Source organism: Bacillus sp. FSL R5-0593, assembly GCF_038603755.1.
In the GTDB taxonomy this organism is placed as follows: domain Bacteria; phylum Bacillota; class Bacilli; order Bacillales; family Bacillaceae; genus Bacillus; species Bacillus velezensis.
Genome location: NZ_CP152011.1, coordinates 2,601,937 through 2,625,745 on the forward strand (window position 1 = coordinate 2,601,937; position 23,809 = coordinate 2,625,745).

A 23,809-nucleotide genomic window follows, 5' to 3' on the forward strand; every position below is an offset into this window, starting at 1 on the left:
AGACATAATTGTCTAAAACATATCAAAAATGGATCGCATTCGGATTGTTTTTTATCGTACTGTGCACAGGCCGCTCGGCTTTTGCGGCGACATCTCAGACTCAGACGGGAGGCCTCGGGAATATCGGTTTTTTCCACGATTACCTGATCGAGCCGTTTTCGGCACTTTTAAAAGGTGTGGCGGGCCTGTTCCACGGTGAGTACGGATTGTCGATTATTCTGGTGACGATTATCGTCCGGATCGTTGTATTGCCTTTGTTTGTGAACCAATTTAAGAAACAGCGGGTGTTCCAGGAAAAAATGGCTGTGATCAAACCGCAGGTCGACAGCATTCAGGCTAAAATGAAACAAACGAAAGATGCGGAGAAACAAAAAGAACTGCAAATGGAAATGATGAAGCTTTACCGTGAGCACAATCTGAATCCGATGGCAATGGGATGTCTTCCGATGCTGGTGCAATTCCCGATTTTGATCGGTTTTTATTACGCCATCCGCTCAACGCCGGAAATCGCTTCACACTCATTTCTGTGGTTCAGCTTAGGGCATTCTGATATTCTTGTATCACTGTGCGCGGGGGCCATGTATTTCTTACAGGCTTATATTTCCCAAAAATTAAACGAGAAATATTCACCGGCTGCTCAAAATCCGGCCGCGATGCAGTCAGCAAAAATCATGGTCTTTATTTTCCCTGTCATGATGACCGTTTTTTCACTTAACGTACCGGCTGCGCTGCCGCTTTACTGGTTTACAAGCGGACTGTTTTTGACAGTGCAGAATGTACTTTTACAGCAGACGCATCATAAAAAGAAACAAGCTGCGGCTCAGGCGGAGCCCGCCAAATCATAATACTGAAACCCTGCCCGAACTATCCGGCAGGGTTTTTTTCTTGTATCTGCAAGGCTTTAAACCAATTATCATGAAGAATGAAAAGCACCCAATCAACTGGGTGCTTCGTTTTTAGTTGGCCGCTGTTTCGATAATGGCAACGACCATTTCCGCCGTTTTGACGAGCTCTTCAATCGGCATTTTTTCATTTTTCGTATGGATTTGTTCATAGCCTACTGACAGGTTGACTGTCGGAATGCCGTGGCCGGCAATGACGTTTGCGTCACTTCCGCCGCCGCTTGTCTGAAGTTCGCTCGGCCGGCCGATTTTTGCCGCCGCTTTTTTCGCGACTTCCACAACCTGATCGCCGTCCTGATATTTGAAACCCGGATACATGACCGCGATGTCCACTTCCGCGCGGCCTCCCATCTCAGCTGCAGCAGATTCGAAAGCTTCTTTCATTTTCTGCACTTGCGCTTCCATTTTTTCAGGCACTAATGAACGCGCTTCAGCCAGAATATCAACCTGATCGCAGACGATATTGGTTTGCGTGCCGCCTTCGAAACGTCCGATATTAGCCGTTGTTTCTTTATCAATACGGCCGAGCGGCATTTTAGAGATTGCTTTTGATGCGATTGTAATCGCGGAGATGCCTTTTTCCGGTTCTACCCCCGCATGAGCCGTTTTCCCGAAAATGGTTGCTCTCACTTTCGCTTGTGTCGGTGCGGCTACAATAATGTTGCCGACTTTTCCGTCTGAATCAAGCGCAAAACCGTATTTCGCGGTAATGTCTGAACGATCCATTGCTTTTGCCCCGACTAATCCCGATTCTTCTCCGGCCGTGATAATGAATTCAATGGTGCCGTGCTCGATGTTTTGTTCTTTCAGCACTTTAATGGCTTCAAACATTGCGGCAAGTCCCGTCTTATCATCAGCGCCGAGAATCGTCGTGCCGTCGGATTTTACATAGCCGTCTTCCACAATCGGCTTAACGCCTTTGCCCGGGACAACCGTGTCCATGTGCGATGTGAAATAAATCGTATCCGCATCTTTTGTGCCCTTTAACGTACAGATTAAGTTGCCGGCTCCATGCCCCGTCACTTCTTTTGTATCATCTTCTTTTACGCTCAATCCTAAATCAGTGAATTTTTGTTTGAGCACCTTGCTGATTTCCGCTTCATGTTTTGTCTCTGAATCAATTTGAACGAGTTCAAGAAATTCTTCAAGCAGACGTTTTTCGTTTACCATTTTCAGTTCCCTCCGTTTAAAGCGGTATATTACCGTGCTTTTTTTTCGGTCTTTCCTCTTCCTTATGCGCAAGCATGTCAAATGCCTGAATCAATTTTTTCCTCGAGTCTTCCGGCCGGATGATATCATCCACCATTCCGCAGGCCGCCGCTTTATACGGACCGGCGTTTTCCTTTTCGTATATGGCTTTTTTTTCGCGCTTCGTTTTCTCCGGGTCCTCAGAAGCCTGTATGTCTCTGCTGTATAAAATCGACGCCGCGCCTTCCGCTCCCATCACGGCGATTTCCGCATTGGGCCAGGCGAATACAAGATCTGCCCCGAGCCCTTTCGAATTCATGGCGACATAGGCGCCTCCGTAAGCTTTTCTGATGATGAGCGTCACTTTCGGCACCGTCGCTTCGGCAAAAGCATACAGCAATTTTGCTCCGTGACGGATGATTCCCGCATGTTCCTGCTGAAAGCCCGGAAGAAATCCCGGAACATCAGCGATCGTCAATAGCGGAATATGAAACGCGTCACAAAAACGGATGAATCTCGACGCTTTGTCAGCGGCATCAATCGTGAGGCTCCCCGCCAAGTGTTTCGGCTGGTTTGCGACAACACCGACTGTACGCCGTCCGAGTTTCAGAAAACCGACAGCAATGTTTTTGGCAAAATACGGCTGAATGTCAAAAAACGTTCCGTCATCCGCCAGCTCTTTTATTACCTGTAACACATCGTAAGGTTTCGAACTGTCCGCGGGAACGAGGGTGTTTAATAACGGTCTGGCGTCTTCCTTTTTAACGGGTGATGCCGTCTGTCCGCCGTGCGGGAGATAAGAAAGCAGGGTTTTCACAGCGGAAAGAGCCTCTTTTTCCGTTCGTGCGGAATAGTGGGCATTTCCGCTTATCACATTATGTATTCCCGCACCGCCTAAACTTTCCGCGTCAATCTGTTCACCCGTCACCTGTTCAATGACTTTCGGGCCTGTAATAAACATGTGCGACGTATGTTCCGCCATAATCACAAAATCCGTCAATGCGGGTGAATAAACAGCACCGCCGGCACACGGCCCAAGGATGACAGAAATTTGCGGAATCACTCCCGAGTAAAGGACGTTGCGCCTAAAGATATGACCGTATCCATTTAATGATACCACACCCTCTTGAATTCTCGCACCACCTGAGTCGTTCAGCCCGATGATCGGAGTTTTATTTTTCGCCGCCAGATCCATTACCGCCGCGATTTTTTCCGCATGTGTCTCGCCGAGCGTCCCGCCGAGTACGGTAAAGTCATGGGCAAACAAATACACGGGCCGTCCGTCAATTGTGCCGTATCCGGTAACAACGCCGTCTCCCGGAGCATTCTGGCATCCGGGCATGCGGCTTTTGGCAAACGGCTGCAGCTCTGAAAAACTGTCTTCGTCCAATAAATAGTCAATTCTTTCTCTTGCCGTCAGCTTGCCTTTTTTGTGCTGTTTTTCATTTTTTTCCGCTCCGCCGCCGTTTGTTAAAAAGGAACGTCTTTCATTTAAGTGTCTGATATGATCACTCATGCTCATCTTGAGTTTCTCCTTTTTCAATTGTTTCACAAAGCTCAATCAGGACCCCGTTCGCCTCTTTTGGAGAGAGAAATGCGATCTTCTTCCCGCCCGCTCCGTTTTGCGGTTCATGATGGATCAAAGTCATGCGGCATGCTTCAAGCTCCTTGATCGTTTCCTTCATATCGGCGCAGCGGAATGCCAAATGATGCAGCCCTTCGCCTCTTTTCTGTAAAAAAGAGCTGACGGGAGACGCGTCCGACAGCGGCTCAATCAGCTCAAGCTTTGTGCCTCCCGCTTCTAAAAAAGCAACTCTCACATTTTGGCCGCTTACCAGCTCGTCTCCCATATACGTAAGCCCGAGCATCCGTTCGTAAAATCCTCTCGCGGCTTCAATAGAGCTGACGGCAATGCCGACATGATCAAGTTTTTTCATAGCGCGGCCACCTGCTTTCCGCCATAGGATATGGCTTGTTCATACAAGCAAAACACGTTAAAATGATAGACAGTAATCTTAAGGAGTGAAACAATGTCTCAAAAATTTATGAAAAGCGCCGTCATCGTCATTTTGGGCGTATTTATACTTTCAACCCTCCTCTCAGGCATTATGATGTATTTGCGGTAAAAAAGCAGGCTCCTCATTGCAAGGGGGTTTCCTGCTTTTTTATGAGGGCTTTCCGCTCTATTGCAATGTCCTCGAATGAGCGGTTTTCTTTTGTAATCAATACTTTCGTTCCGGGAGGGATAATCCGGAAAATACGGATGACATCCCGGTTTTTCATACGGATGCAGCCGTTTGAAACAAACCCCCCGATCAGCTCTTCTCTGTTTGTTCCGTGAATGCCGTATATCCTGCCGTCGGTTCCTTTCGCGTCAAAACCGATCCAGCGGACGCCGAGCGGGTTTTCCGGCGCGCCTCCCTTTACATTTTTCTTCCGGTAATACGGATTGACGGCTTTGACCGTTACCGTAAATTCTCCTTCAGGCGTCAAATCATCCGTTTTTCCCGTCGCCACCTGATAAATGCCTTGTATTCGGTTATCCTTCACAACAGCAAGCGCATTTGTGGCTTTATTGACGATAATATAAGGGTCACCCGGCAAAGGGTTCGCGCCAAGCGGCCAAAGCGGAGACAGCAGCAGGGCGGCTGACAATAAAAAAAATCGCATGGGCTCCCCTCCTTTTTTCATTAGAATGACCAATGAAAGGAGGACTCATGCGATTGATCCATATGTTTTTTACAGCTTGATGCCTTTGAAATAACTTTTAATCACGAGATATTGTTCCATCTCACCGAGGAGGTGGAACAAAGCCGCCCGCGCTTCAAACTCTTCGCGCGTTGCGGGGAGCGGCATTTCTTCAAATTCCGTTCTCATTTCTGCAAGTCTTTTTAAAAATTTATGAGCGGTATTGCCGGGATGAATGGCTTCCCTTAATTCATGGATGAAATGGGCGATTATTTTGCCCTGCTCCACCGTTATTGAAATAGAGGTAATCTTCGGCAGCAGCCGTTCAATGATTTCAAATTGTTTCTGTCTCATCTTAAAATAATGATAGTAAAGATTTTCATGGCGCAAAATATGATTCTGCACGTCCCGATAGGCGAGGTTTTTCGCCTCTTGAATCATCTGATGCGTCTCCGGTATTTCCTTCCCCGACCAATCTTGCTCACCTGTTAACAAATACCGTTCGATTTCGGCGAAGATGACGGAAAAGTTGTCCTCGATTTTTTTCCGGTACGCCGCGAGTTTTCTGTCGAGGCTCGGCATATACAGATTCATTAACAGCGCGACGCCGATACCTACGGTGATCAGCTGGAACTCATTCCAGATAAACGCCATCGTAATGCCGCCGGACATATATAAATGAAGAATGATTACTGAGCTGGTGACAATTCCTTCGTTTATTTTTAAAACGACTGTAGTCGGAATGAACAGCACCAGCAATATTCCGATCGCAAACGGATAATAGCCGATCAGCCCGAAAAAGACATATGAGAAGACGATCGCCAATAAACAGGCGGCAAATCGGGCCCACGAGGCCTGAAGCGACCGCTTTTGCGTAATCTGGATGCACAATATGGTGATGATTCCTGCGGATGCGAAGTTTTGCAGATGCAACAGCTGGGCTAAATAAATGGCCAGCGCCGTTCCAAGTGCGGTCTTTAGTGTGCGGTAACCGATTTTAAACATTGCTTGCTCCATTCTGTTTGTTTCTTTCTCAAAAAAAAGAAGAAGAGCACTCTTCTTCTTTTCTTACAGTTATATTTTATAATATTTTTTCTAAAAAGTCCTGTGCTCTTTTTGACTTCGGAGAAAGAAAAAATTCTTCCGGCTGCCCGTCTTCCACGATCGTCCCTTCATCCATGAATAAAACGCGGTCTGCCACTTCTTTGGCAAATCCCATTTCGTGCGTTACGATCACCATCGTCATGCCCGTCTGCGCGAGCTCTTTCATCACCTCAAGAACTTCTTTGACCATTTCCGGGTCAAGAGCCGAGGTCGGTTCATCAAACAGCATGATGTCAGGATTCATGGCAAGCGCACGCGCGATGGCGACCCGCTGCTTCTGTCCGCCTGACAAACGGTTCGGATAGTCGTTCTGTTTGTCAAGCAGTCCGACTTTTTCAAGGAGGGCGCACGCCTTTTCCTCCGCCTCCTTTTTAGACTCTTTCTTCACGCTGACTGGCGCGTATGTGATATTTTCAAGCACCGTTTTATGAGGAAACAAATGAAAATGCTGAAATACCATGCCGATATTTTCCCGCACTTTCAGTTTATTCGTTTTAGCTGCGGTAATTTCATTTTCTTTAATGGCAATCGTTCCGCCGCTCGGGGTTTCCAGCAGATTTAAGCAGCGCAGAAACGTTGATTTGCCGGAACCGGAAGGGCCGATGACAGCGACGACTTCCCCTTCTTCGATCTGTGTTGAAATGTTTTTTAGTACTTCATGTTTCCCGAATGATTTTGACAGGTTGTCGACCTTAATCATTGGCTTTCAGCTTCCTTTCTACGCCTTTTCCGATGAATGCTAAGATCAAAACGAGCACGTAATAGATTAAGCCCGCCACAATAAGAGGTTCTAAATAGTTGTATGTTGCGGCGCCGGACTGGTAGGCCCGTCTCATAATGTCGCCAAGACCGATAACTGTGACGATCGCCGATTCTTTCGTTAAGGTGATTAATTCGTTAATAATAGCCGGAGAAATGTTTTTAAACGCCTGCGGCAGCAGCAGATCTTTCATCATTTTTCCGTACGGCACGCCGAGAGCGACGGCAGCCTCTTTTTGTCCTTTGTCAATTGCGTTGATTCCCGCTCTGATAATTTCAGAGACGTAAGCGGCTGAATTGAGCGATAATGCGGTGACCGCCGCCCAAAATTGATCGATCTGAAAGCCCAGAAGCTGCGGCATACCGAAATAGATGATCATCAGCTGCAGCACGAGCGGCGTGCCGCGGAATATCGAAGTATAAAAATCCGCAATCCATTTCAGCGGACTGATCGTGCTGATTTTAAATAAGCTGAGCACGATGCCTAATACAAGACCGATGACCGCTGAAACGAGCACAATTTTTAATGTGACCGCAAGGCCTTCCAATATAAAAGGAATTTGGGGGATTGTCGCTGAGAAATCCAAATTCATACGTGTGATCTCCTTTGTCTTTATTCAAGATAAAAAGCTCAACGAAAAGTTGAGCTTTCTTTTATTTCTCGTTGGTGAACCATTTTTTCTTCAGTTTTTCGATTTCTCCGTTTTTCTCCATTTCTTTCAGCGCTTTGTTGAACTTCGCTGTCAGATCACTGTCTTTGCGGAACGCAATCGCGGAACCCGATTCGTCTGATTTCGCATCTGCTGACGCAAAGCCCTGCAGATCTTGATTTGAACTGAAATAGCCTTGTGCTACGATGTCTTCGATAATCGCGGCATCAAAACGCCCGGATTTGATCTCTTCGGTTAAGTCTGAGATCCGGTTGCGGTCTTCGAGCTGAAAACCGTATTTCGAAGCGAGCTTCTTGCCTTTTTCCTCTTGAATGGAGCCGAGCTGAACACCGACGGTTTTGCCTTTCAGATCATTCAGGGATTTAATGCTGCTTCCCTTTTTCGTAACGATCATATTGTTAGCAGTATAATAAATATCAGAAAAATCAACTTGCTTTTTCCGTTCCGGCGTAGGTGTCATTCCAGATAAAATCATATCTACCTGCTTGGACTTCAAGGCTGTAATCAGGCTGTTGAAGTCCATGTCCTGCACCTCAACGTCATAGCCAGTCTTTTTGCCTAGAGCTTTTGCCAGATCAACGTCAAATCCGGTGATCTGATCGCCGTCTTTATATTCAAATGGTTTATAGTCAGCCGATGTACCCATAATCAGCTTGTTCTTTCCGCCCTCTGAGCCTGAATTGCCTGATCCGCAAGCGGACAGCGCAAAGGTGATACATGCGGCAGCTAATACCAACAGCCATTTCTTCATGATTCATTTCCCCCATATCTACTGATCTCTTAAATTTGAATATTTATTCGTTAACTTGTATTTTAAACACTTTTTAATTGTGATGCAATACTATTTTTGAAAAATATATTTTCCTTTCTATGTTTATTATAGTCATTGTTTTTCAGATTAGTGACAGCTGAACGCTGATGTATAAATATTTATATTTATACAGATGTCATATAAAAAAACCCCGCAAGCGGTTGGCTCCGGGGTTTTTCTTTCACTTATACTTCTTCACAATATTCTTCAAATGCTTCCTGCAGTTTTGTGACGACGGCCATCGGCTCATGGCCTTCAATTTCATGGCGTTCCACCATTTTCATAATTTTCCCGTCTTTTAAAATGGCAAATGACGGAGAGGACGGCGGATAGCCTTCAAAGTATTCTCTCGCTTTGGCTGTCGCTTCTTTATCCTGTCCGGCAAATACCGTCACAAGCTGATCCGGGCGTTTATCGTAATGTACGGAATGGTACGCGGCAGGCCGTGCAATACCGCCTGCGCATCCGCACACAGAGTTGACCATGACGAGTGTCGTTCCTTTTTTCGAAAGCGCTTCGTCCACTTCCTCAGCGGTTTTCAGCTCTGTATACCCGGCGGCCGTGATTTCCTGGCGGGCTTGACGCACGACATCATTCATAAATAAATTAAAATCCATATTCAACTGGGACCTCTCCTTTTTGATCATCTCTTCTTATGATAGCAAGGAACCTCCCTATCGGCAAATGACACCGCTCATATCCAATTGTTTTTTGTCCCTTTTATGTTCCCGATGTAAGTTTATGACCCTTTAAAAACGGGAAACTTGTTAAGGAGATTGTCTGAAATAAAGGAGCAGTCGTATGAGCCAACGGAAAGCAGTATTAATTTATAACGGAAACGCCGGTCAAAAACAGATTGATAAAACGCTCGGCACGGTCGTCCCCATTTTGGCCCAGTCAGCTGACGAACTTTTGATTAAACCGACCAAACATCAGGATGATGCCCGTCAGTTTTGTGAAAATCTCGACAGTTCAGTTGACCATTTATATATTTTAGGCGGAGACGGCACTGTGCATCAATGCATCAACAGCATCAGCAAGCTTGATCACAGACCCGCTGTCGGCATTTTGCCGGGAGGAACGTGCAACGATTTCTCCCGGGCGCTCGGCATCCCGCAAAACCTTCAAAAGGCCGCTGAAGCGCTCGCGGCCGGACATAAACGGATGATTGACGTCTGTAAAACGGATGACGGCTATTTTCTGAACTTCTGGGGCATCGGACTGATCACCGAAGCATCAAGCCATATTAATGAAACTGAAAAAGCATGGCTTGGTAAAATCAGCTACTTCACGAGCGCCTTGCGGACGATGACAAGCGCGAACCCATTTCCTGTCAAATTGACGATTGACGGCGAGGTGAAAGAAGACGAAGCCGTAATGGTGCTTGTCATGAACGGGCATTATATCGGGACAAACAGAGTTCCCCTGCCTGATGCCAGCCTCCAGGACGGCTTAGCCGATGTGTTAATCTGCCGCAACACAAGCCTTGCCGCGTTGCGGGAGCTGATGACGATGGAGCAGGGTTCGTTTGATGATTTCAAAGGGGAGCTGTCCTATATTCAGGCCTCCAGGATTGAAATCGAAACCGGACGTGAGATGGACGCGGATACAGATGGCGAGGTATACGGAACAACACCTTGTACGATCGAAGTGAAAAAACATCATCTCACTATGATTGTTCCCGAGGATTCACAATGAAAATAAAAAAGCTCCTTTTGCCGCCCGGGCAAAAGGAGTTTTTTTAATAGACGGAAGTATGTTCATCAATGTTTTCTAAGATCTCTTTGACGCGTCCGAGGAATCGGCCGCACACGAGCCCGTCGAGCACTCTGTGATCTAAAGACAGGCAAAGATTAACCATATCACGAACGGCGATCATCCCGTTATTCATGACAACCGGACGTTTGACGATAGATTCCACCTGAAGAATCGCCGCCTGCGGATGGTTGATAATGCCCATAGATTGAACTGAGCCGAAAGATCCCGTGTTATTGACGGTAAATGTGCCGCCCTGCATATCTTCCGCAGTAAGTTTTCCGTTTCTCACTTTTTTCGCAAGGTCCGTTATTTCTCTGGCTATGCCTTTAATCGTTTTTTCATCAGCATGCTTAATAACCGGAACAAACAGCGAATCTTCCGTGGCAACGGCAATGGAGATGTTGATGTCTTTCTTTTGGACGATTTTGTCTCCCGCCCACATGCTGTTCATCTGCGGGAACTCCTTGAGAGCCTGCGCCGCCGCTTTTACAAAGAAAGCGAAAAACGTTAAATTGAAGCCTTCTTTCTGTTTAAATGAGTCTTTAATGCTGTTTCTGTACGCCGTCATATTCGTGACGTCGACTTCCATCATCGTCCAGGCATGCGGAATTTCTGTTTTGCTTTTATGCATATTGGCGGCGATGGCTTTTCTGACGCCTGTAACCGGAATTTCAATATCACCGGCTGACAGAGCTGGTGCCGGTGCTTGTTCTTGCTGTTGTTTCGGCGCTTGTTGCGTTGTTTGAACGGCAGCCGGCGCCGGTGCTTCCGACTTCTGCTTCATTCCCGAATCAATGATCTTTTGAATGTCTTTTCGCGTAATTCTTCCGCCTGCACCCGTTCCTTCAACTTCTTCAAGCTGAATGCCGTGTTCTCCCGCTAATCTGAGCACGGCCGGCGAATAACGCGCTTTATTTGACTGATCTTTACCTTGACGGTTTGCATCAGTGTCTGAAGGGCTATTCTGCTCTTCTTCCCGCTTCGGCGCCTCTTCGGTTTCCGTTTCTTCTGTTTCAATTTTGCAGATGATCTCGCCGACTGCAAGAGTCTGGCCTTCTTCTCCTACAAGTTCTCTAATCGTACCGGTAAAAGAAGACGGCACCTCCGCGTTCACTTTATCTGTCATGACCTCCGCGATGGGGTCATATTTATTCACTTGATCACCGGGGGATACCAGCCACTTGCTGATCGTCCCTTCCGTCACGCTCTCTCCGAGCTGAGGCATAGCCATTTGTTCAATCGCCATGTCAAAAACCTCCTTACGTCTTTAAAACTCCGCTAATTCTCTCATCGCGGCTTCTGCTTTGTCAGGATTCATCATGAAGTATTTTTCCATTGTCGGCGCATAAGGCATTGCCGGAACGTCAGGACCTGCAAGCCGCTTGATCGGCGCGTCTAAATCAAATAAGCAGTTTTCAGAAATAATAGCGGCGACCTCGCTCATAATACCGCCTTCTTTCGTATCTTCTGTGATCAGCAATACTTTTCCTGTTTTAGACGCGGCTTCAATGATGGCTTCTTTATCTAACGGATAAACCGTACGCAAGTCTAATACGTGTGCGGAAATTCCGTCTTTTTCAAGGCGCTCGGCAGCCTGCAGAGCAAAATGGACGCATAATCCGTACGTAATAACAGTAATGTCGCTGCCTTCGCGTTTTACATCCGCCTTTCCGATCGGAAGGACGTAATCATCCGCAGGGACTTCGCCTTTAATCAGACGGTACGCTCTCTTATGTTCGAAAAACAGCACCGGATCTTCGTCACGGACTGCAGCTTTCAACAGCCCTTTTGCGTCATAAGGAGTTGAAGGCATGACAATTTTAAGGCCCGGCTGGTTGGCAAAAATGGCCTCCACAGATTGGGAATGATACAACGCGCCGTGCACGCCGCCGCCGTAAGGCGCTCTGATGACCATCGGACAGCTCCAATCATTGTTTGAACGGTAGCGTATTTTTGCCGCTTCTGAAATGATTTGGTTGACCGCAGGCAGAATGAAATCGGCAAACTGCATCTCGGCAATCGGGCGCATGCCGTACATCGCGGCGCCGATCCCTACACCGGCAATCGCTGATTCAGCAAGCGGCGTATCCATCACCCGCTCTTCTCCGAACTGTTCATAGAGACCCGCCGTTGCTTTAAACACGCCGCCTTTTCTCCCGACGTCTTCCCCGAGAACAAAAACGCGCGGATCTCTTTCCATTTCTTCTTTCATTGCTGCATTAATACTGTCAATATAAGACATTACAGACATAAGTATTCCTCCCTACTTCGCATAAACGTGATCAAGCGTTGATTCAGGAGATGCGTATGGCGCTTTCTCCGCTTCGTCTGTCGCTTCGTTTACGATAGCCATGATGTCATCCAGCATGGTCTTTTCTTCTTCTTCACCTAGAAGCCCGGCTTCTTGCAAGTATGCTTTGTATAAAAGAAGCGGATCTTGTTTCTTCGCTTCTTCTACTTCTTCGCGTTCTCTGTAGCTGCTGTCGTCGTCATCACTGGAATGCGGCGTCAAACGGTAGGAAACCGTTTCTATTAATGTAGGGCCTTCACCTTTAGACGCCCGTTCGCGCGCTTCTTTTACGGCCCGGTAAACTTCCAGCAGGTCGTTTCCGTCAACAGTGACTCCCGGCATGCCGTAGCCTGCCGCCCGGTCGGATATTTTCTCGCACGCCACCTGTCTGTCATACGGGACAGAAATAGCATACTTATTGTTTTCACACATGAAAATGACCGGCAGTTTATACACGGCGGCAAAGTTTGCCCCTTCGTGAAAATCCCCCTGGTTGGAAGATCCTTCTCCAAAGGTAACGAAAGAGACGATATCCTTTTTATCCATGCGTCCCGCAAGCGCGATTCCGACTGCATGAGGAACCTGCGTCGTAACAGGGGATGAGCCCGTTACGATTCTGTTTTCCTTTTGCCCGAAGTGGCCCGGCATCTGCCTTCCGCCTGAGTTCGGGTCAGCTGCTTTCGCAAAACCCGACATCATCAAATCCTTTGCAGTCATACCGAATGCAAGCACAACCCCTATATCTCTGTAGTACGGAAGCACATAGTCGGTATCACGGTTTAAGGCATAGGCCGCGCCTACTTGCGCCGCTTCCTGTCCTTGACATGAAACAACGAACGGAATTTTGCCCGAGCGGTTTAAGAGCCACATTCTTTCGTCGATTTTTCTGGCTAACAGCATGGTTCTATACATTTCAACGGCTTCTTCGTCAGAGAGCCCTAATGCTTGATGGCGGTTTGTAGTCATTCAAACCCCTCCTTCTTTCCTTTTAAAAATGAATCGCGTTTCCGTCTGCGGCTAACGCAGCTTCTCCAATCGCTTCTGAAAGGGACGGATGCGGATGTATGGACTGGCCGATTTCCCAAGGCGTCGCATCGAGCACCTTGGCAAGCCCCGCTTCAGAGATCATATCGGTGACGTGCGGGCCGATCATATGAACACCGAGAATATCATCTGTATTCCGATCGGCGACGATTTTGACAAAGCCGTCGCTTTCTCCGTATACAAGAGCCTTTCCGATCGCCATGAACGGAAACTTCCCGATCTTCAGTTCATGCCCTTTTCGAAGAGCTTCCTCTTCTGTCAGACCGACGCTCGCCGCTTCCGGATTTGAATAAATACATTTCGGCACAAGAGCGGCATCAAGCGGAGCCGGATTAAGGCCCGCCATATGCTCAACGGCAATGATGCCCTCACGTGAGGCCACATGCGCAAGCTGCAGCCCGCCGACAACATCACCGATCGCATAAATGTGCGATTCCTTCGTCTGCCCGGCTTCGTTCACGATGATAGAACCGTTTTCCGCTTCAATATCCGTGTTTTCAAGTCCGATCCCTTCAATGTTCGGCTGGCGGCCGATGGAAACAAGCATTTGTTCCGCGTGATACGTTTCTTTTTTTCCATTCTTTTCAGCGGCAATTGAAACGCCGTCCGCTTTTTCCAATGTATCCGGAAGCACTTTCGCACCCGTCACGATCTTAATTCCTTTTTTCGTTAACAGTTTTTCCATCTCGCTTGAAATATCACGGTCTTCCGTCGGCAAAATGCGATCCGCATATTCAATCACAGTGATATTGACGCCGAAATCGTTCAGCATGGATGCCCATTCAATTCCGATGACACCGCCGCCGACGATCATCATGGATTGGGGCAGACGTTCTAGCTCTAACGCTTCATCTGATGTCAGAATATATGTACCGTCTGCTTCTAAACCCGGCAGCATTTTCGGCCTTGAACCGGTTGCGATAATCAATTGTTTCGGTATCAGCATGTCGTTTTCTTCACCATTTGCGTATTCAACGGAAACCGTACCGGGAAGAGGTGAGAAGATGGAAGGGCCGAGCATACGTCCGTACCCGTTGAATACATCAATCTTCCCCTTTTTCATCAAGTGGGCGACACCGCCGGCCAGCCGGTCAACGATTCCCTGCTTTCGTTTTTGCACGCTGTCAAAGCGGAGGGAGACACCTTCCGTTTCAATGCCGAATGCTCCCGCTTCCTTTGCGGTTCGGTACACTTCCGCGCTTCTTAACAGCGCTTTACTCGGGATACATCCTTTATGCAGGCATGTTCCGCCGAGCTTTTCTTTTTCTACAACGGCCGTTTTTAAGCCGAGCTGGGCCGCTCTGATGGCGGCTACATAACCGCCCGTGCCGCCGCCCAGAATGACCACATCATACTCAGTCGCCATTTGTTTTCACTCCTTCGCCGATCTGATATTGCTTTGACTGCTCCTCACCGGCTAAAACCCGAAGCGCGCCTTGCGCGAGAGATTGCAGTTCATTTTCTCCCGGGTACACCAGTACATCCGAAATCCAATCTATGTACGATCTGATGGCGGATACGAAACTTTTCCCGTACGCCAATCCGCCCGTCAGGACGATAATGTCTACTTTTCCTTTTAAAACGGCGCTTGCCGCCCCGATTTCTTTTGCTACTTGATAAGCCATGGCGTCATAAATGAGCCTCGCATGCTCATCTCCGGCCTGAATGCGTTTTTCCACCTTCACCGCGTCCGTTGTCCCCAGGTAGCCGGAGAGTCCGCCCGTGCCGACAAGTTTTTTCATCATATCGGCTTTTGAATACTTGCCGGAAAAACACATTTCTACCAAATCACCCGCCGGAACGGTTCCCGCGCGCTCCGGGCTGAAGGGTCCTTCTCCGTGAAGCCCGTTGTTAACATCCGTCACCCGTCCGCAATCATGGACACCGACTGTGGTGCCGCCGCCCATATGAGTGACGATCATCTTCATCTGTTCATACCGTTTGCCGAGGGACGCCGCCGCCTGACGGGCAACAGCTTTTTGGTTCAAAGCATGGAAAATGCTTTTCCGCTTGATTTCAGGCATTCCTGATACTTTAGCGAGCGGAGTCATCTCATCCACCACGACCGGATCGACGATATACGCGGGGATATTTAATCCGTCAGCTATTTCCCTGGCAATAATTCCGCCCAGATTAGAAGCATGCTGGCCGTTGTAGCCGTTTTTCAAATCAGTGATCATGGCGTCATTCACTTCATATGTGCCGCCCTCAATCGGTCTGAGCAGACCGCCCCTGGCACAAACGGCATCGAACTTTGAAATGTTGATGCCCTGTTCGTGCAAAGACTCAAGAATGCTTATTTTTCGAAATTCGTATTGGTCGATGATGCTGTTAAATGTTTTCAGCTCTTCTTCGGGATGCCGCAGCGTCTTTTCAAAGATACAGCGTTCATTGTGAAAGACACCGATTTTCGTTGATGTTGAGCCTGGATTCAGAATGAGAATGCGTTTTTCCTTTTCGAACATTTTCATACCTCCAGATCAAATTCCTATCGTCTGCTTAATATACTTTGGCCGTTTTGCAGAAACTGGCTTCTTGAACGGCGCATGCGCTCAATTCGTTCCTCAGCCAGACGGTCAGCCGCTAAGTATGTCGGAATGCCGTCACGCGCGGAAATATCGAGCACCCGCTCAATGTTTGCATAAATGCCTTCAACCTTTTTCAAAGCCCGCTCAGCATTGTAGCCGTAAAGCTCATCGGCCACATTGATGACGCCGCCTGCATTGATGACATAATCCGGAGCGTACACGATTCCCATTTCATGAATGGTATCGCCGTGACGTGTTTCTTTCAGCTGGTTATTGGCCGCTCCCGCAATGACTTTCGCCTTGAGCTGTTTAATCGTGTCATCGTTAATGACGGCGCCGAGAGCACATGGGGCATAAATATCGCACGCCTGTGAGTAAATGTCGCCGGGATCAACTGCGCGGGCGCCGAAGTCCTCAACGGCACGTTTAACAGATTCTTTATTGATATCCGTTACGATTAAAGAAGCGCCTTCTTCGTGAAGGTGGCGGCATAGATTGTAAGCCACATTTCCCACGCCTTGCACGGCAATTGTTTTACCTTCCAGGGAATCAGTGCCAAACGCCGCTTTCGCTGCGGCTTTCATCCCTTTGTAGACGCCGTACGCCGTAACCGGGGACGGATTTCCTGATGAACCGAATGCCGGAGAAATTCCGGTTACATAGTCTGTTTCATCATGAATGATGTCCATATCTTCAACGGTGGTGCCGACGTCTTCCGCCGTAATATACCTTCCGTTTAAGCCTTGGATGTACCGGCCGAACGCGCGGAACATTTCTTCATTTTTATCTTTGCGCGGGTCTCCGATAATAACGGTTTTCCCGCCGCCTAAGTTTAAACCGGCAGCCGCATTTTTATAAGTCATGCCTTTTGCGAGTCTCAGTGCATCTTCAATCGCCGCTTCTTCACTGTCATATGTCCACATTCTTGTTCCGCCGAGTGCAGGGCCGAGCGTCGTATCATGAATCGCGATGATCGCTTTTAATCCGGATTGTTCATCTTGGCAGAATACCAATTGTTCGTAATCATAAGTCTCCATATATTTAAAAATTTCCATAGGTTCGTTCCTCCTACTGTTCTTGTGATGCGCAAATCGCAAGCGCAATTGAATACAGTTTATTTTCTGCGGTATCCGCTCTGCTCGTTAATGCGATCGGCGCTTTTGCACCGGCGATGACGGCAGCAACATTTGCTTTCGCAAAATAAATCATTGACTTATAAAGCATATTTCCGGCCTCGATTGAAGGAACCAAGAGAATATCCGCCTGGCCCGCTACGCTTCCGGAAATCCCTTTTTGCAGCGCAGCCGCTTGGGATACGGCATTATCCAAAGCAAGCGGTCCGTCCGCAATGCAGCCGGTAATCTGTCCTCTGTTGCACATCTGGACGATCGCAGCCGCGTTAAGGGTCGCCTCCATTTTCGGATTAACCGTTTCAATAGCGGCAAGGACTGCGGCTTTCGGCATAGGGTTCCCTACTGAATGTGCGACATGAACCGCATTTTGCAGAATATGCCCGAGCTCTTCAAGAGACGGGGCAATGTTCAGCGCTGAATCAGTCACATACATCAGCCGGTCATAGTCCGGCACCTCAAAAACGGCTACATGTGATAACACCCTTTTTGAACGAAGCCCTTCATGGCGGTTTAAAACCGATTTCAGAAGAGTTGAGCTCGGGAGATTCCCTTTCATTAAAACGTCCGCCTCTTGTTCACGCACTGCGCGCACTGCTTTTGCCGCAGATTCTTCGGGTGAATCGGCGTGGATGATTTCAGCATTGAACTTCGGCTCATTTGCCAGAAGCTCTTTCAGCTTTCCGCTGTCACCCGTCAGTAAAAATCGTGCCGACAAGTGTTCTGCCGCCATTTTGACGGCCTGGATCACTTCTTTATCTGCTGCGTGGGCCACTGCAATGGTTTTTGCGTTTTTTGCCGCGGCTTTTTCAACTAGGTCTCTCAGCTTCATTTTTTACCACCTTCCTTGTGCGAATCCGCTTTTAACAATGCAAGTTCCGTGCCAAATATGCGGGAGGGTTTATTCCGGCTTTCTTCAAGAAAACATGCAGCTGTTTGCGCTTTCTCTGCAATTTATTGCATGCCGTCATTTGCAAGGCCGTACTTATCCATTTTGTAGTACAGATTCCGAATACTGACACCAAGCGCTTTTGCCGTTTTGGTTCGGTTGAATTTATGCTTTTCAAGCGTTTTTTGAATGACGTGCGCTTCAAATTTTTCAACAGCCTGAGACAGCTTTTCCCCTTCCACATCCGGAAAATCACTTTGGGTGCCGTTTTTTTCATTCAGCTCTGATTCAAAAACAGGCAGGTGCTGCTGTTCGATCCGTTCCATGTGCGGCTCTAAAAATATCATTGCCCGTCCGAGAACATTTTCAAGCTCCCGGACGTTTCCCGGCCAGCTGTAGGCTGATAAAGCTCGCAGCGCGTTCGGCGTGAGCCCCTTTACATTGCGGCCGTAATCCTGATTGATTTTTTCAATGAGCCGAATGCTCAGCGCTTCAATATCTTCTTTGCGCTGCCGAAGCGGCGGGATTGAGATCGGATAGCGGTTAATCCGGTAATACAGGTCTTCACGGAACGCGCCTTCCGCCATGGCCTTTTCGATGTTGACGTTTGTCGCTGCGATAATTCTGACATTGACAGAAATCGCTTTAGCGCCGCCGACTCTGATAATTTCTTTTTCCTGCAGAACTCTGAGCAGCTTTGCCTGGGTGCTTTGGGTCAGCTCTCCGATTTCATCTAAGAAAATGCTGCCGTTATTCGCTTCCTCAAAAAGTCCTTTTTTGCCCCCGCGCCTCGCGCCCGTAAACGCGCCTTCCTCATAGCCGAAAAGCTCGGATTCTAGCAGTGATTCAGACAGGGCCGCACAATTGACCCGAATGAACTTATTGTATTTTCGGTCGCTTTCATTATGGATGGCGTGGGCAAAAAGTTCTTTTCCTGTGCCGGATTCTCCCCGCAGCAGAATCGTCGCCGGCGTTTTCGCCCCGAGCTTCGCCTGTTCAAGGGCGACCAGCATTTGTTCACTCGTGCCGATAATGTCGTCAAACGTGTATTTCGCTTCAAGCGTGCGGATAATCTGGCGCGCCCGATTCAGCTCAGCAGTCAGCGTTTTAATTTCTGACACGTCGTGGATGACGCCGACGCTGCCTTTTAAAATACCGTCCACAATAACGGGGGCAACATTTACGATAACATCCTTTTTATTGGGGCCGACCTTCATTCTCACACCCCGCACGGGCCGCCTTGTCCCCAATACTTTCAGGTGCATGCTCTCCCCTTCTGAGATATCGGTGGAAGCGGGTTTTCCGATGACTTCGCTTTCTGACAGCCCGGTCATTTTTGTATACGCTTTGTTGATTAACATTCCGATGCCGTTTTCATCAACGACAGAAATGGCCTCGTCTGATGATTGTATAATCGCTTCAAGCATGGTGCGGATTTGTTTTAAGTTCGTGACCTCTTCCGCCAGTTCAACTGCGTCGGTGATGTCTTTAAACACGCATAACGCGCCGAGAAGTTTTCCGCCTTCATCAATGATCGGCAGTCTTGTCGTGACAATCTGCAGGTGCTTTCCGAGAAGCTGCTTCTGGTTATATTCCGGCTCTCTCGTTTCCAGAATCCGCGGCAGCTTTGTGTTCGGCACTACATCTTTAATTTGGCGGCCGATGACATCCTCCCGTTTTTGGCCGACCATTTTTTCTGCCATCTGATTAAATAAAATGATCGTTTCGTTGACGTCTATAAAAATCATGCCGTCGTGCGTTGAATTAAAAATCCGGTCATGCTTATACGTCTGCGACTTCAGCATTTGGATAAGCTGCTGTTTTTCCTCCATCAGCTGAAACACCATGTACGCCAATTTTCCCGGCATGACGATGGTTTGTTCTTTTTTCTCATGGAGCAGCTCATCCATGACCGCTTTATCGCCTGTTGTATGGATGATAATATCTATATCTTCAGTTATGTAGGGTTTCCAATCTGATGAGGTTGCAATTCCATATCTCCGGGCTTCTTGCAGCCCTTGCGCCTCCGGATCTTGATCAACCACCGCAATAATCCGGATCAGCTTTGTTTTCATCAAAATCTGTAGGAGCGCCGTGCCTCCTTTACCAGCACCTATAATCAGCACCTTCTGCATCCCGATACCCCTTTATATGAAAAAATTTGCACGCCTGTATTTCCTGTTGCAATAATTTGCACAACCCCTATGTTACCACGTTTTGATCTCTTGACAAAATATTTTTTCGATTGGACAATAAAGGAAAACATATCGTAAAGGGGTTTTCTGAATATGAGCCGGCTTGTTGCGCTTTTGATTCTGGTCCTCCCCGGCGCTGTCGCGGCGCTCGGCATTAAGTTGATGAGAGATGCATTATTCGGGCATGCGTTTTCCCCGTTTCCGTCCCTTTTTCTTCAGGGGGCGGCCGGATTGGCGTTTTTTTTGTTCGGCCTTTATGTTCTGGCCGGGTTTATTCTGTACAGAGATCGGAAACGCAATCAAGTCAGCCCGCGGTTCAGGAAAAAAAAGCTGTAAAAAAAGCCCTTGCAAAAAAAGGGCTTTTTCAGTCGTCCGGCAGTATTGTTTTGGCAATGGATTGATCCAGTTCTTCATAGTCAGCGTAAGCGATCGTTTCATATAATTCTTTTCTCGTCTGCATATCCGAAAGCCCCTCTTTTTGCGAGCCTTCTTCTTTCAGAAGGCGGAAAATACGCTCAAAAGCCTTGGCCGCCGTTCTGAGTGACGTGACCGGGTAAATGACCATCTGACAGCCCATATCGGAAAATTCATCAGCACTGTAATACGGCGTTTTTCCGAATTCAGTCATGTTTGCGAGAATCGGCACACTGATTTGTTTGGAAAACGCTCTGAATTCACTTTCGGATTGGAGCGCTTCCGGAAAAACAGCGTCAGCACCCGCTTTTATATAAGCGGACGCCCTTTTTAATGCCCCCTCCAATCCTTCCTGCTGTCTGGCGTCTGTTCTCGCAACAACAAGAAGAGTCGGCGCGGCCCGCTTGACCGCTTGGATTTTTTGCGCCATTTCTTCAATCGGCACGAGCTGCTTCCCATTCAGATGTCCGCATTTTTTCGGCAGGCGCTGATCCTCCATCTGGACGGCGGCCGCGCGCGCTTCATACATTTCTTTCGCCGTCCGGGCGGCATTCAGCACTCCTCCGAAACCCGTGTCAATATCGACAAGGACGGGCAGATCAGACGAGCGGACCAGATCTTTAACCCGTTCAGCCATTTCCGCCGACGTGATGATCCCTAAATCGGGAAGCCCTCTGCTCGCCGTGTAAGCCGCGCCTGATAAATAAAGAGCCGAAAACCCCGTTTTCTTGGCGATAAGAGCGGCCATCGCATCATGGGCGCCGGGGATCTGCAGTAGATCCGGCGCTGTCATCAGCGTACGAAACCGCTCTGCAAGCTCCTCTTGAGACGACTGCTCGCTGACGATCCACGTCATGTTTGTCACCCTCCTATTTTATACGAGAAATAAGTCAATAAATTCACTGACGCTGAGCTTCTGCATTCGGCCGCTATGTTCGCAGGCCTCTTCGATTTTTCGCTGCTGCTTCAATGAAAAATGAGTGCTGATGTTTGCTGAAAACTTGGCAAGAATCTTCGGAACGGCTTCTTTTCTGCGGAACCGGTGCCCGAGCGGGTATTCACATTCAATCCGTCCCGTAGCCGTGCCGTCTGTAAAATGCACCTGTACGGCATTTGATATGGATCGCTTATTCGGGTCTAAGTAATCTTTTGAGTACGCTTTGTGTTCCGTCACCTCCATTTTGCTCCGCAATGTATCAATTCGCGGGTCAGACGCCGTTTCCTCTTCATAATGATCCGCCGTGATATCTCCGAAAAGCAGCCCGATTGCCGTAATATACTGGAGGCAGTGATCCCGGTCAGCCGGATTGTGAAGCGGCCCTTTTTTATCGATAATCCTGATTGCCGACTCATGGGTCATAATCGTGATCCTGTCAATGTCTTCGATGCGGTCTTTCACCTCCGGATGAAGCCGGACCGCGCATTCCGCCGCTGTCTGGGCATGGAATTCAGCCGGGTAGGATACTTTAAACAAAACATTCTCCATCACATAGGACCCAAGCGGGCGGGCAAGCTTCATTTCCTGCCGGTTAAACAATACGTCTTGAAATCCCCACCCAGATGCGGTCAGAGCCGTCGGGTACCCCATTTCACCTTTTTGCGCCATAAGGGCCAAATACACGCCTCTGCTCGTCGCGTCGCCGGCCGCCCATGATTTGCGTGATCCGGTGTTCGGCGCATGACGATACGTTCTGAGGCTTGAATTATCAATCCAAGCGTGAGATACGGCGTTATTGATTTCCTCTCTTGAGCCGCCCAGCATTTGTGCGCAAACAGCCGCAGTCGCCACTTTCACAAACAGCACATGATCAAGCCCCACTCTGTTTAAGCTGTTTTCCAAAGCGAGAATTCCTTGAATTTCGTGCGCTTTGATCATTGCGCAAAGCACATCGCGCACGGTAAGCGGTTCTTTCCCTCCTGAAATCCGCACTCTGGATATATAATCCGCACAAGCCAATATGCCTCCGAGATTGTCAGACGGATGACCCCATTCCGCAGCAAGCCACGTATCATTATAATCAAGCCACCTGTTGATACAGCCGATATTAAAAGCAGCCGTGACCGGGTCTAAAACAAAAGGCGTGCCCGGGACTCTGCTGCCGTTGGGCACGGCGGTTCCCGGGACAATCGGGCCGAGCAGCTTTGTACATTCGGGATAGCTGAGCGCCAAAATTCCGCAGCCTATCGTATCAAGAAGCACATGTCCTGCCGTAGTAAAAGCTTCTGAACTGTCAATCTCCTGATGGAGCACGTAGTCAGAAATCTCTTCGATTACAGCGTCCATTCGGCGGGGTTCTGTCATGTTTTCATCTTCCTTTCTCATCTGATTACAGGCGCGCTCCGGTATAGCGGACACGCGGGCGGAAAAGCCGGTTTCGGCTGTGCTGTTCAATGACGTGAGCGCACAGTCCGACCGTCCGTGCGCTGAAGAATATAGGCGTGTACAGCGGTATCGGGATGCCGAGCATGTAATAGACCGGCGCTGCGTAGTAATCTAAATTCGGATAAAGGCCTTTTTTCTCCCGCATGACGGTTTCGCCGGCTTCACACATATGATAAAGACGGAAATCACCTGAAAGATCAGACAGCTGTTTCAACGCTTCTTTCATCATGAGCGCCCTCGGGTCCATTTTTTTCATGTAGACACGGTGGCCGAAGCCCATGATTTTTTCTTTGTTTGCGAGTTTTTGAGTTAATAATTGTGTAAACCCGTCTGTATCCTTCGCTTCCTCAAGCATGTACATAACCGCTTCGTTCGCGCCGCCGTGAAGATTTCCCTTAAGCGAGGCGACGGCTCCGGTCAGAGCGCCGTAAATATCCGATTGCGTCGAAGCGATGACACGGGCCGTAAACGTTGAGTTCGGCAATTCATGCTCACTGTATAAAAGAAGCGACCTGTCGAAGATTTCTTCTTCCAAAGATGACGGCGTTTTTCCGGTAATCATATATAAAAAGTTTGCGCTGTATGATAAGGTTCCGACCGGAGCCAAAGGCTCCAGCCCGTTGATGACTCGATAGCTGTTGACCGTCAGATTCGGCATTTTGCCTATCAGTCCGCGTACGCGGTGCTGATTTACGGAAGATGAACGGTCATCGATGTCCTTGTCAAAGCCTCCAAGCGCAGACAAACCCGTCCTCAATCCGTCCATCGGGTGAGTATGTTCGGGCAGCAGACGGCATATGTGCAAGATTTCCTCGGGAAGGTGTCCGCCGCGCCGAACGTCTTCTTCAAGCGCTGCCTTCTCTTTCGCATCAGGAAGTCTGTCTTCCAATAAGAGATGAACAATGTCCATATAGCCGGCCGTTTTAGAAAGCTCAATCAGATCGTGGCCTTTGATTAAAATACTGCCCTGCTGTGTATCCAGGAAAGAAATCCCCGTTTCCACCGCAATGACGCCATCTAAACCGGGAGAATAAGATTCCATGGTTTCGCTCCTT

The 23,809-nt window shown here is 48.4% G+C and carries 24 protein-coding genes; 4 read left to right on the top strand and 20 right to left on the bottom strand.

The window, feature by feature from the left end:
- Window positions 1-8 precede the first annotated feature (8 nt).
- Window positions 9-845, top strand: a complete 837-nt coding sequence (locus NYE36_RS12675; protein WP_007408393.1) for a membrane protein insertase YidC — start codon at window positions 9-11, stop codon at window positions 843-845.
- Between the two features lie 111 nt (window positions 846-956).
- On the opposite strand, the gene NYE36_RS12680 is transcribed toward NYE36_RS12675, so the two are convergent.
- Genes NYE36_RS12680 through mce form a run of 3 tightly spaced genes read right to left on the bottom strand, consistent with a single transcriptional unit; the run spans window position 957 to window position 4,027 of the window.
- Window positions 957-2,072 carry a tripeptidase T gene (locus NYE36_RS12680; RefSeq protein WP_003153237.1) on the bottom strand — a complete coding sequence of 372 codons (1,116 nt, stop codon included), beginning with the start codon at window positions 2,070-2,072 and terminating at the stop codon, window positions 957-959.
- Window positions 2,073-2,088: 16 nt separating this feature from the next.
- Window positions 2,089-3,606, bottom strand: a complete 1,518-nt coding sequence (locus NYE36_RS12685; RefSeq protein ID WP_124693166.1) for an acyl-CoA carboxylase subunit beta — start codon at window positions 3,604-3,606, stop codon at window positions 2,089-2,091.
- Window positions 3,599-4,027 carry a methylmalonyl-CoA epimerase gene (mce, locus tag NYE36_RS12690; RefSeq protein ID WP_015240172.1) on the bottom strand — a complete coding sequence of 143 codons (429 nt, stop codon included), beginning with the start codon at window positions 4,025-4,027 and terminating at the stop codon, window positions 3,599-3,601. Before mce ends, NYE36_RS12685 begins: the two co-directional genes overlap by 8 nt.
- Before the next feature lie 93 nt (window positions 4,028-4,120).
- On the opposite strand from mce, the gene prli42 reads away from it, so the two are divergent.
- A complete protein-coding gene (gene prli42 / locus NYE36_RS12695) occupies window positions 4,121-4,216 on the top strand; it encodes a stressosome-associated protein Prli42 (protein ID WP_007408390.1) in 96 nt (31 codons plus the stop codon).
- 13 nt (window positions 4,217-4,229) lie between these two features.
- On the opposite strand, the gene NYE36_RS12700 is transcribed toward prli42, so the two are convergent.
- From NYE36_RS12700 to brxB, 6 genes are all read right to left on the bottom strand, one after another.
- Entirely contained in the window at window positions 4,230-4,760 is a 531-nt protein-coding gene (locus NYE36_RS12700; RefSeq protein ID WP_007408389.1) for a L,D-transpeptidase, read from the bottom strand.
- A 69-nt stretch (window positions 4,761-4,829) separates the two neighbouring features.
- Window positions 4,830-5,783, bottom strand: a complete 954-nt coding sequence (locus NYE36_RS12705; protein WP_007408388.1) for an aromatic acid exporter family protein — start codon at window positions 5,781-5,783, stop codon at window positions 4,830-4,832.
- Between the two features lie 76 nt (window positions 5,784-5,859).
- Complete coding sequence (locus NYE36_RS12710) at window positions 5,860-6,582, bottom strand: amino acid ABC transporter ATP-binding protein (protein WP_059368145.1); 723 nt, start codon at window positions 6,580-6,582, stop codon at window positions 5,860-5,862.
- Entirely contained in the window at window positions 6,575-7,234 is a 660-nt protein-coding gene (locus NYE36_RS12715) for an amino acid ABC transporter permease (protein WP_003153227.1), read from the bottom strand. Before NYE36_RS12715 ends, NYE36_RS12710 begins: the two co-directional genes overlap by 8 nt.
- A gap of 61 nt (window positions 7,235-7,295) precedes the next feature.
- Window positions 7,296-8,063, bottom strand: coding sequence for a transporter substrate-binding domain-containing protein (locus NYE36_RS12720; protein ID WP_015240174.1), 768 nt, complete (start codon window positions 8,061-8,063; stop codon window positions 7,296-7,298).
- A gap of 245 nt (window positions 8,064-8,308) precedes the next feature.
- Window positions 8,309-8,746 (bottom strand): bacilliredoxin BrxB, encoded by a 438-nt coding sequence (gene brxB, locus NYE36_RS12725; RefSeq protein ID WP_003153223.1) that lies wholly within the window; start codon window positions 8,744-8,746, stop codon window positions 8,309-8,311.
- Window positions 8,747-8,924: 178 nt separating this feature from the next.
- Here brxB and NYE36_RS12730 point away from each other — a divergent pair, with 178 nt between their 5' ends.
- A complete protein-coding gene (locus NYE36_RS12730; protein ID WP_099566893.1) occupies window positions 8,925-9,821 on the top strand; it encodes a YegS/Rv2252/BmrU family lipid kinase in 897 nt (298 codons plus the stop codon).
- Between the two features lie 43 nt (window positions 9,822-9,864).
- Here NYE36_RS12730 and NYE36_RS12735 read toward each other — a convergent pair whose 3' ends face one another.
- From NYE36_RS12735 to NYE36_RS12770, 8 genes are all read right to left on the bottom strand, one after another.
- A complete protein-coding gene (locus tag NYE36_RS12735) occupies window positions 9,865-11,127 on the bottom strand; it encodes a dihydrolipoamide acetyltransferase family protein (protein ID WP_012117944.1) in 1,263 nt (420 codons plus the stop codon).
- A gap of 21 nt (window positions 11,128-11,148) precedes the next feature.
- Window positions 11,149-12,132 (bottom strand): 3-methyl-2-oxobutanoate dehydrogenase subunit beta, encoded by a 984-nt coding sequence (gene bfmBAB / locus NYE36_RS12740; protein ID WP_003153216.1) that lies wholly within the window; start codon window positions 12,130-12,132, stop codon window positions 11,149-11,151.
- Window positions 12,133-12,144: 12 nt separating this feature from the next.
- Window positions 12,145-13,137, bottom strand: a complete 993-nt coding sequence (locus tag NYE36_RS12745) for a thiamine pyrophosphate-dependent dehydrogenase E1 component subunit alpha (protein ID WP_007408383.1) — start codon at window positions 13,135-13,137, stop codon at window positions 12,145-12,147.
- Between the two features lie 22 nt (window positions 13,138-13,159).
- Window positions 13,160-14,581 carry a dihydrolipoyl dehydrogenase gene (gene lpdA / locus NYE36_RS12750; protein WP_064115405.1) on the bottom strand — a complete coding sequence of 474 codons (1,422 nt, stop codon included), beginning with the start codon at window positions 14,579-14,581 and terminating at the stop codon, window positions 13,160-13,162.
- On the bottom strand, window positions 14,571-15,686 hold the full coding sequence (gene buk / locus NYE36_RS12755; RefSeq protein WP_094032254.1) for a butyrate kinase: 1,116 nt from the start codon (window positions 15,684-15,686) through the stop codon (window positions 14,571-14,573). The genes lpdA and buk overlap by 11 nt, the downstream gene beginning before the upstream one ends.
- A 17-nt stretch (window positions 15,687-15,703) precedes the next feature.
- Window positions 15,704-16,798 (bottom strand): branched-chain amino acid dehydrogenase, encoded by a 1,095-nt coding sequence (bcd, locus tag NYE36_RS12760; protein ID WP_003153209.1) that lies wholly within the window; start codon window positions 16,796-16,798, stop codon window positions 15,704-15,706.
- A gap of 13 nt (window positions 16,799-16,811) precedes the next feature.
- Entirely contained in the window at window positions 16,812-17,705 is an 894-nt protein-coding gene (yqiS, locus tag NYE36_RS12765) for a phosphate butyryltransferase (RefSeq protein WP_015417787.1), read from the bottom strand.
- Between the two features lie 122 nt (window positions 17,706-17,827).
- Entirely contained in the window at window positions 17,828-19,897 is a 2,070-nt protein-coding gene (locus tag NYE36_RS12770; RefSeq protein ID WP_007408379.1) for a sigma-54-dependent Fis family transcriptional regulator, read from the bottom strand.
- Between the two features lie 153 nt (window positions 19,898-20,050).
- Here NYE36_RS12770 and NYE36_RS12775 point away from each other — a divergent pair, with 153 nt between their 5' ends.
- Entirely contained in the window at window positions 20,051-20,293 is a 243-nt protein-coding gene (locus tag NYE36_RS12775; RefSeq protein ID WP_007408378.1) for a DUF2627 domain-containing protein, read from the top strand.
- Between the two features lie 28 nt (window positions 20,294-20,321).
- On the opposite strand, the gene prpB is transcribed toward NYE36_RS12775, so the two are convergent.
- The 3 genes from prpB to mmgD are packed head-to-tail and all read right to left on the bottom strand — an operon-like array spanning window position 20,322 to window position 23,796.
- Window positions 20,322-21,227 carry a methylisocitrate lyase gene (gene prpB, locus NYE36_RS12780; RefSeq protein WP_015240182.1) on the bottom strand — a complete coding sequence of 302 codons (906 nt, stop codon included), beginning with the start codon at window positions 21,225-21,227 and terminating at the stop codon, window positions 20,322-20,324.
- Window positions 21,228-21,245: 18 nt separating this feature from the next.
- A complete protein-coding gene (locus NYE36_RS12785) occupies window positions 21,246-22,673 on the bottom strand; it encodes a bifunctional 2-methylcitrate dehydratase/aconitate hydratase (protein WP_041482019.1) in 1,428 nt (475 codons plus the stop codon).
- 25 nt (window positions 22,674-22,698) lie between these two features.
- A complete protein-coding gene (gene mmgD / locus NYE36_RS12790) occupies window positions 22,699-23,796 on the bottom strand; it encodes a citrate synthase (RefSeq protein WP_015240184.1) in 1,098 nt (365 codons plus the stop codon).
- Window positions 23,797-23,809 lie beyond the last annotated feature (13 nt).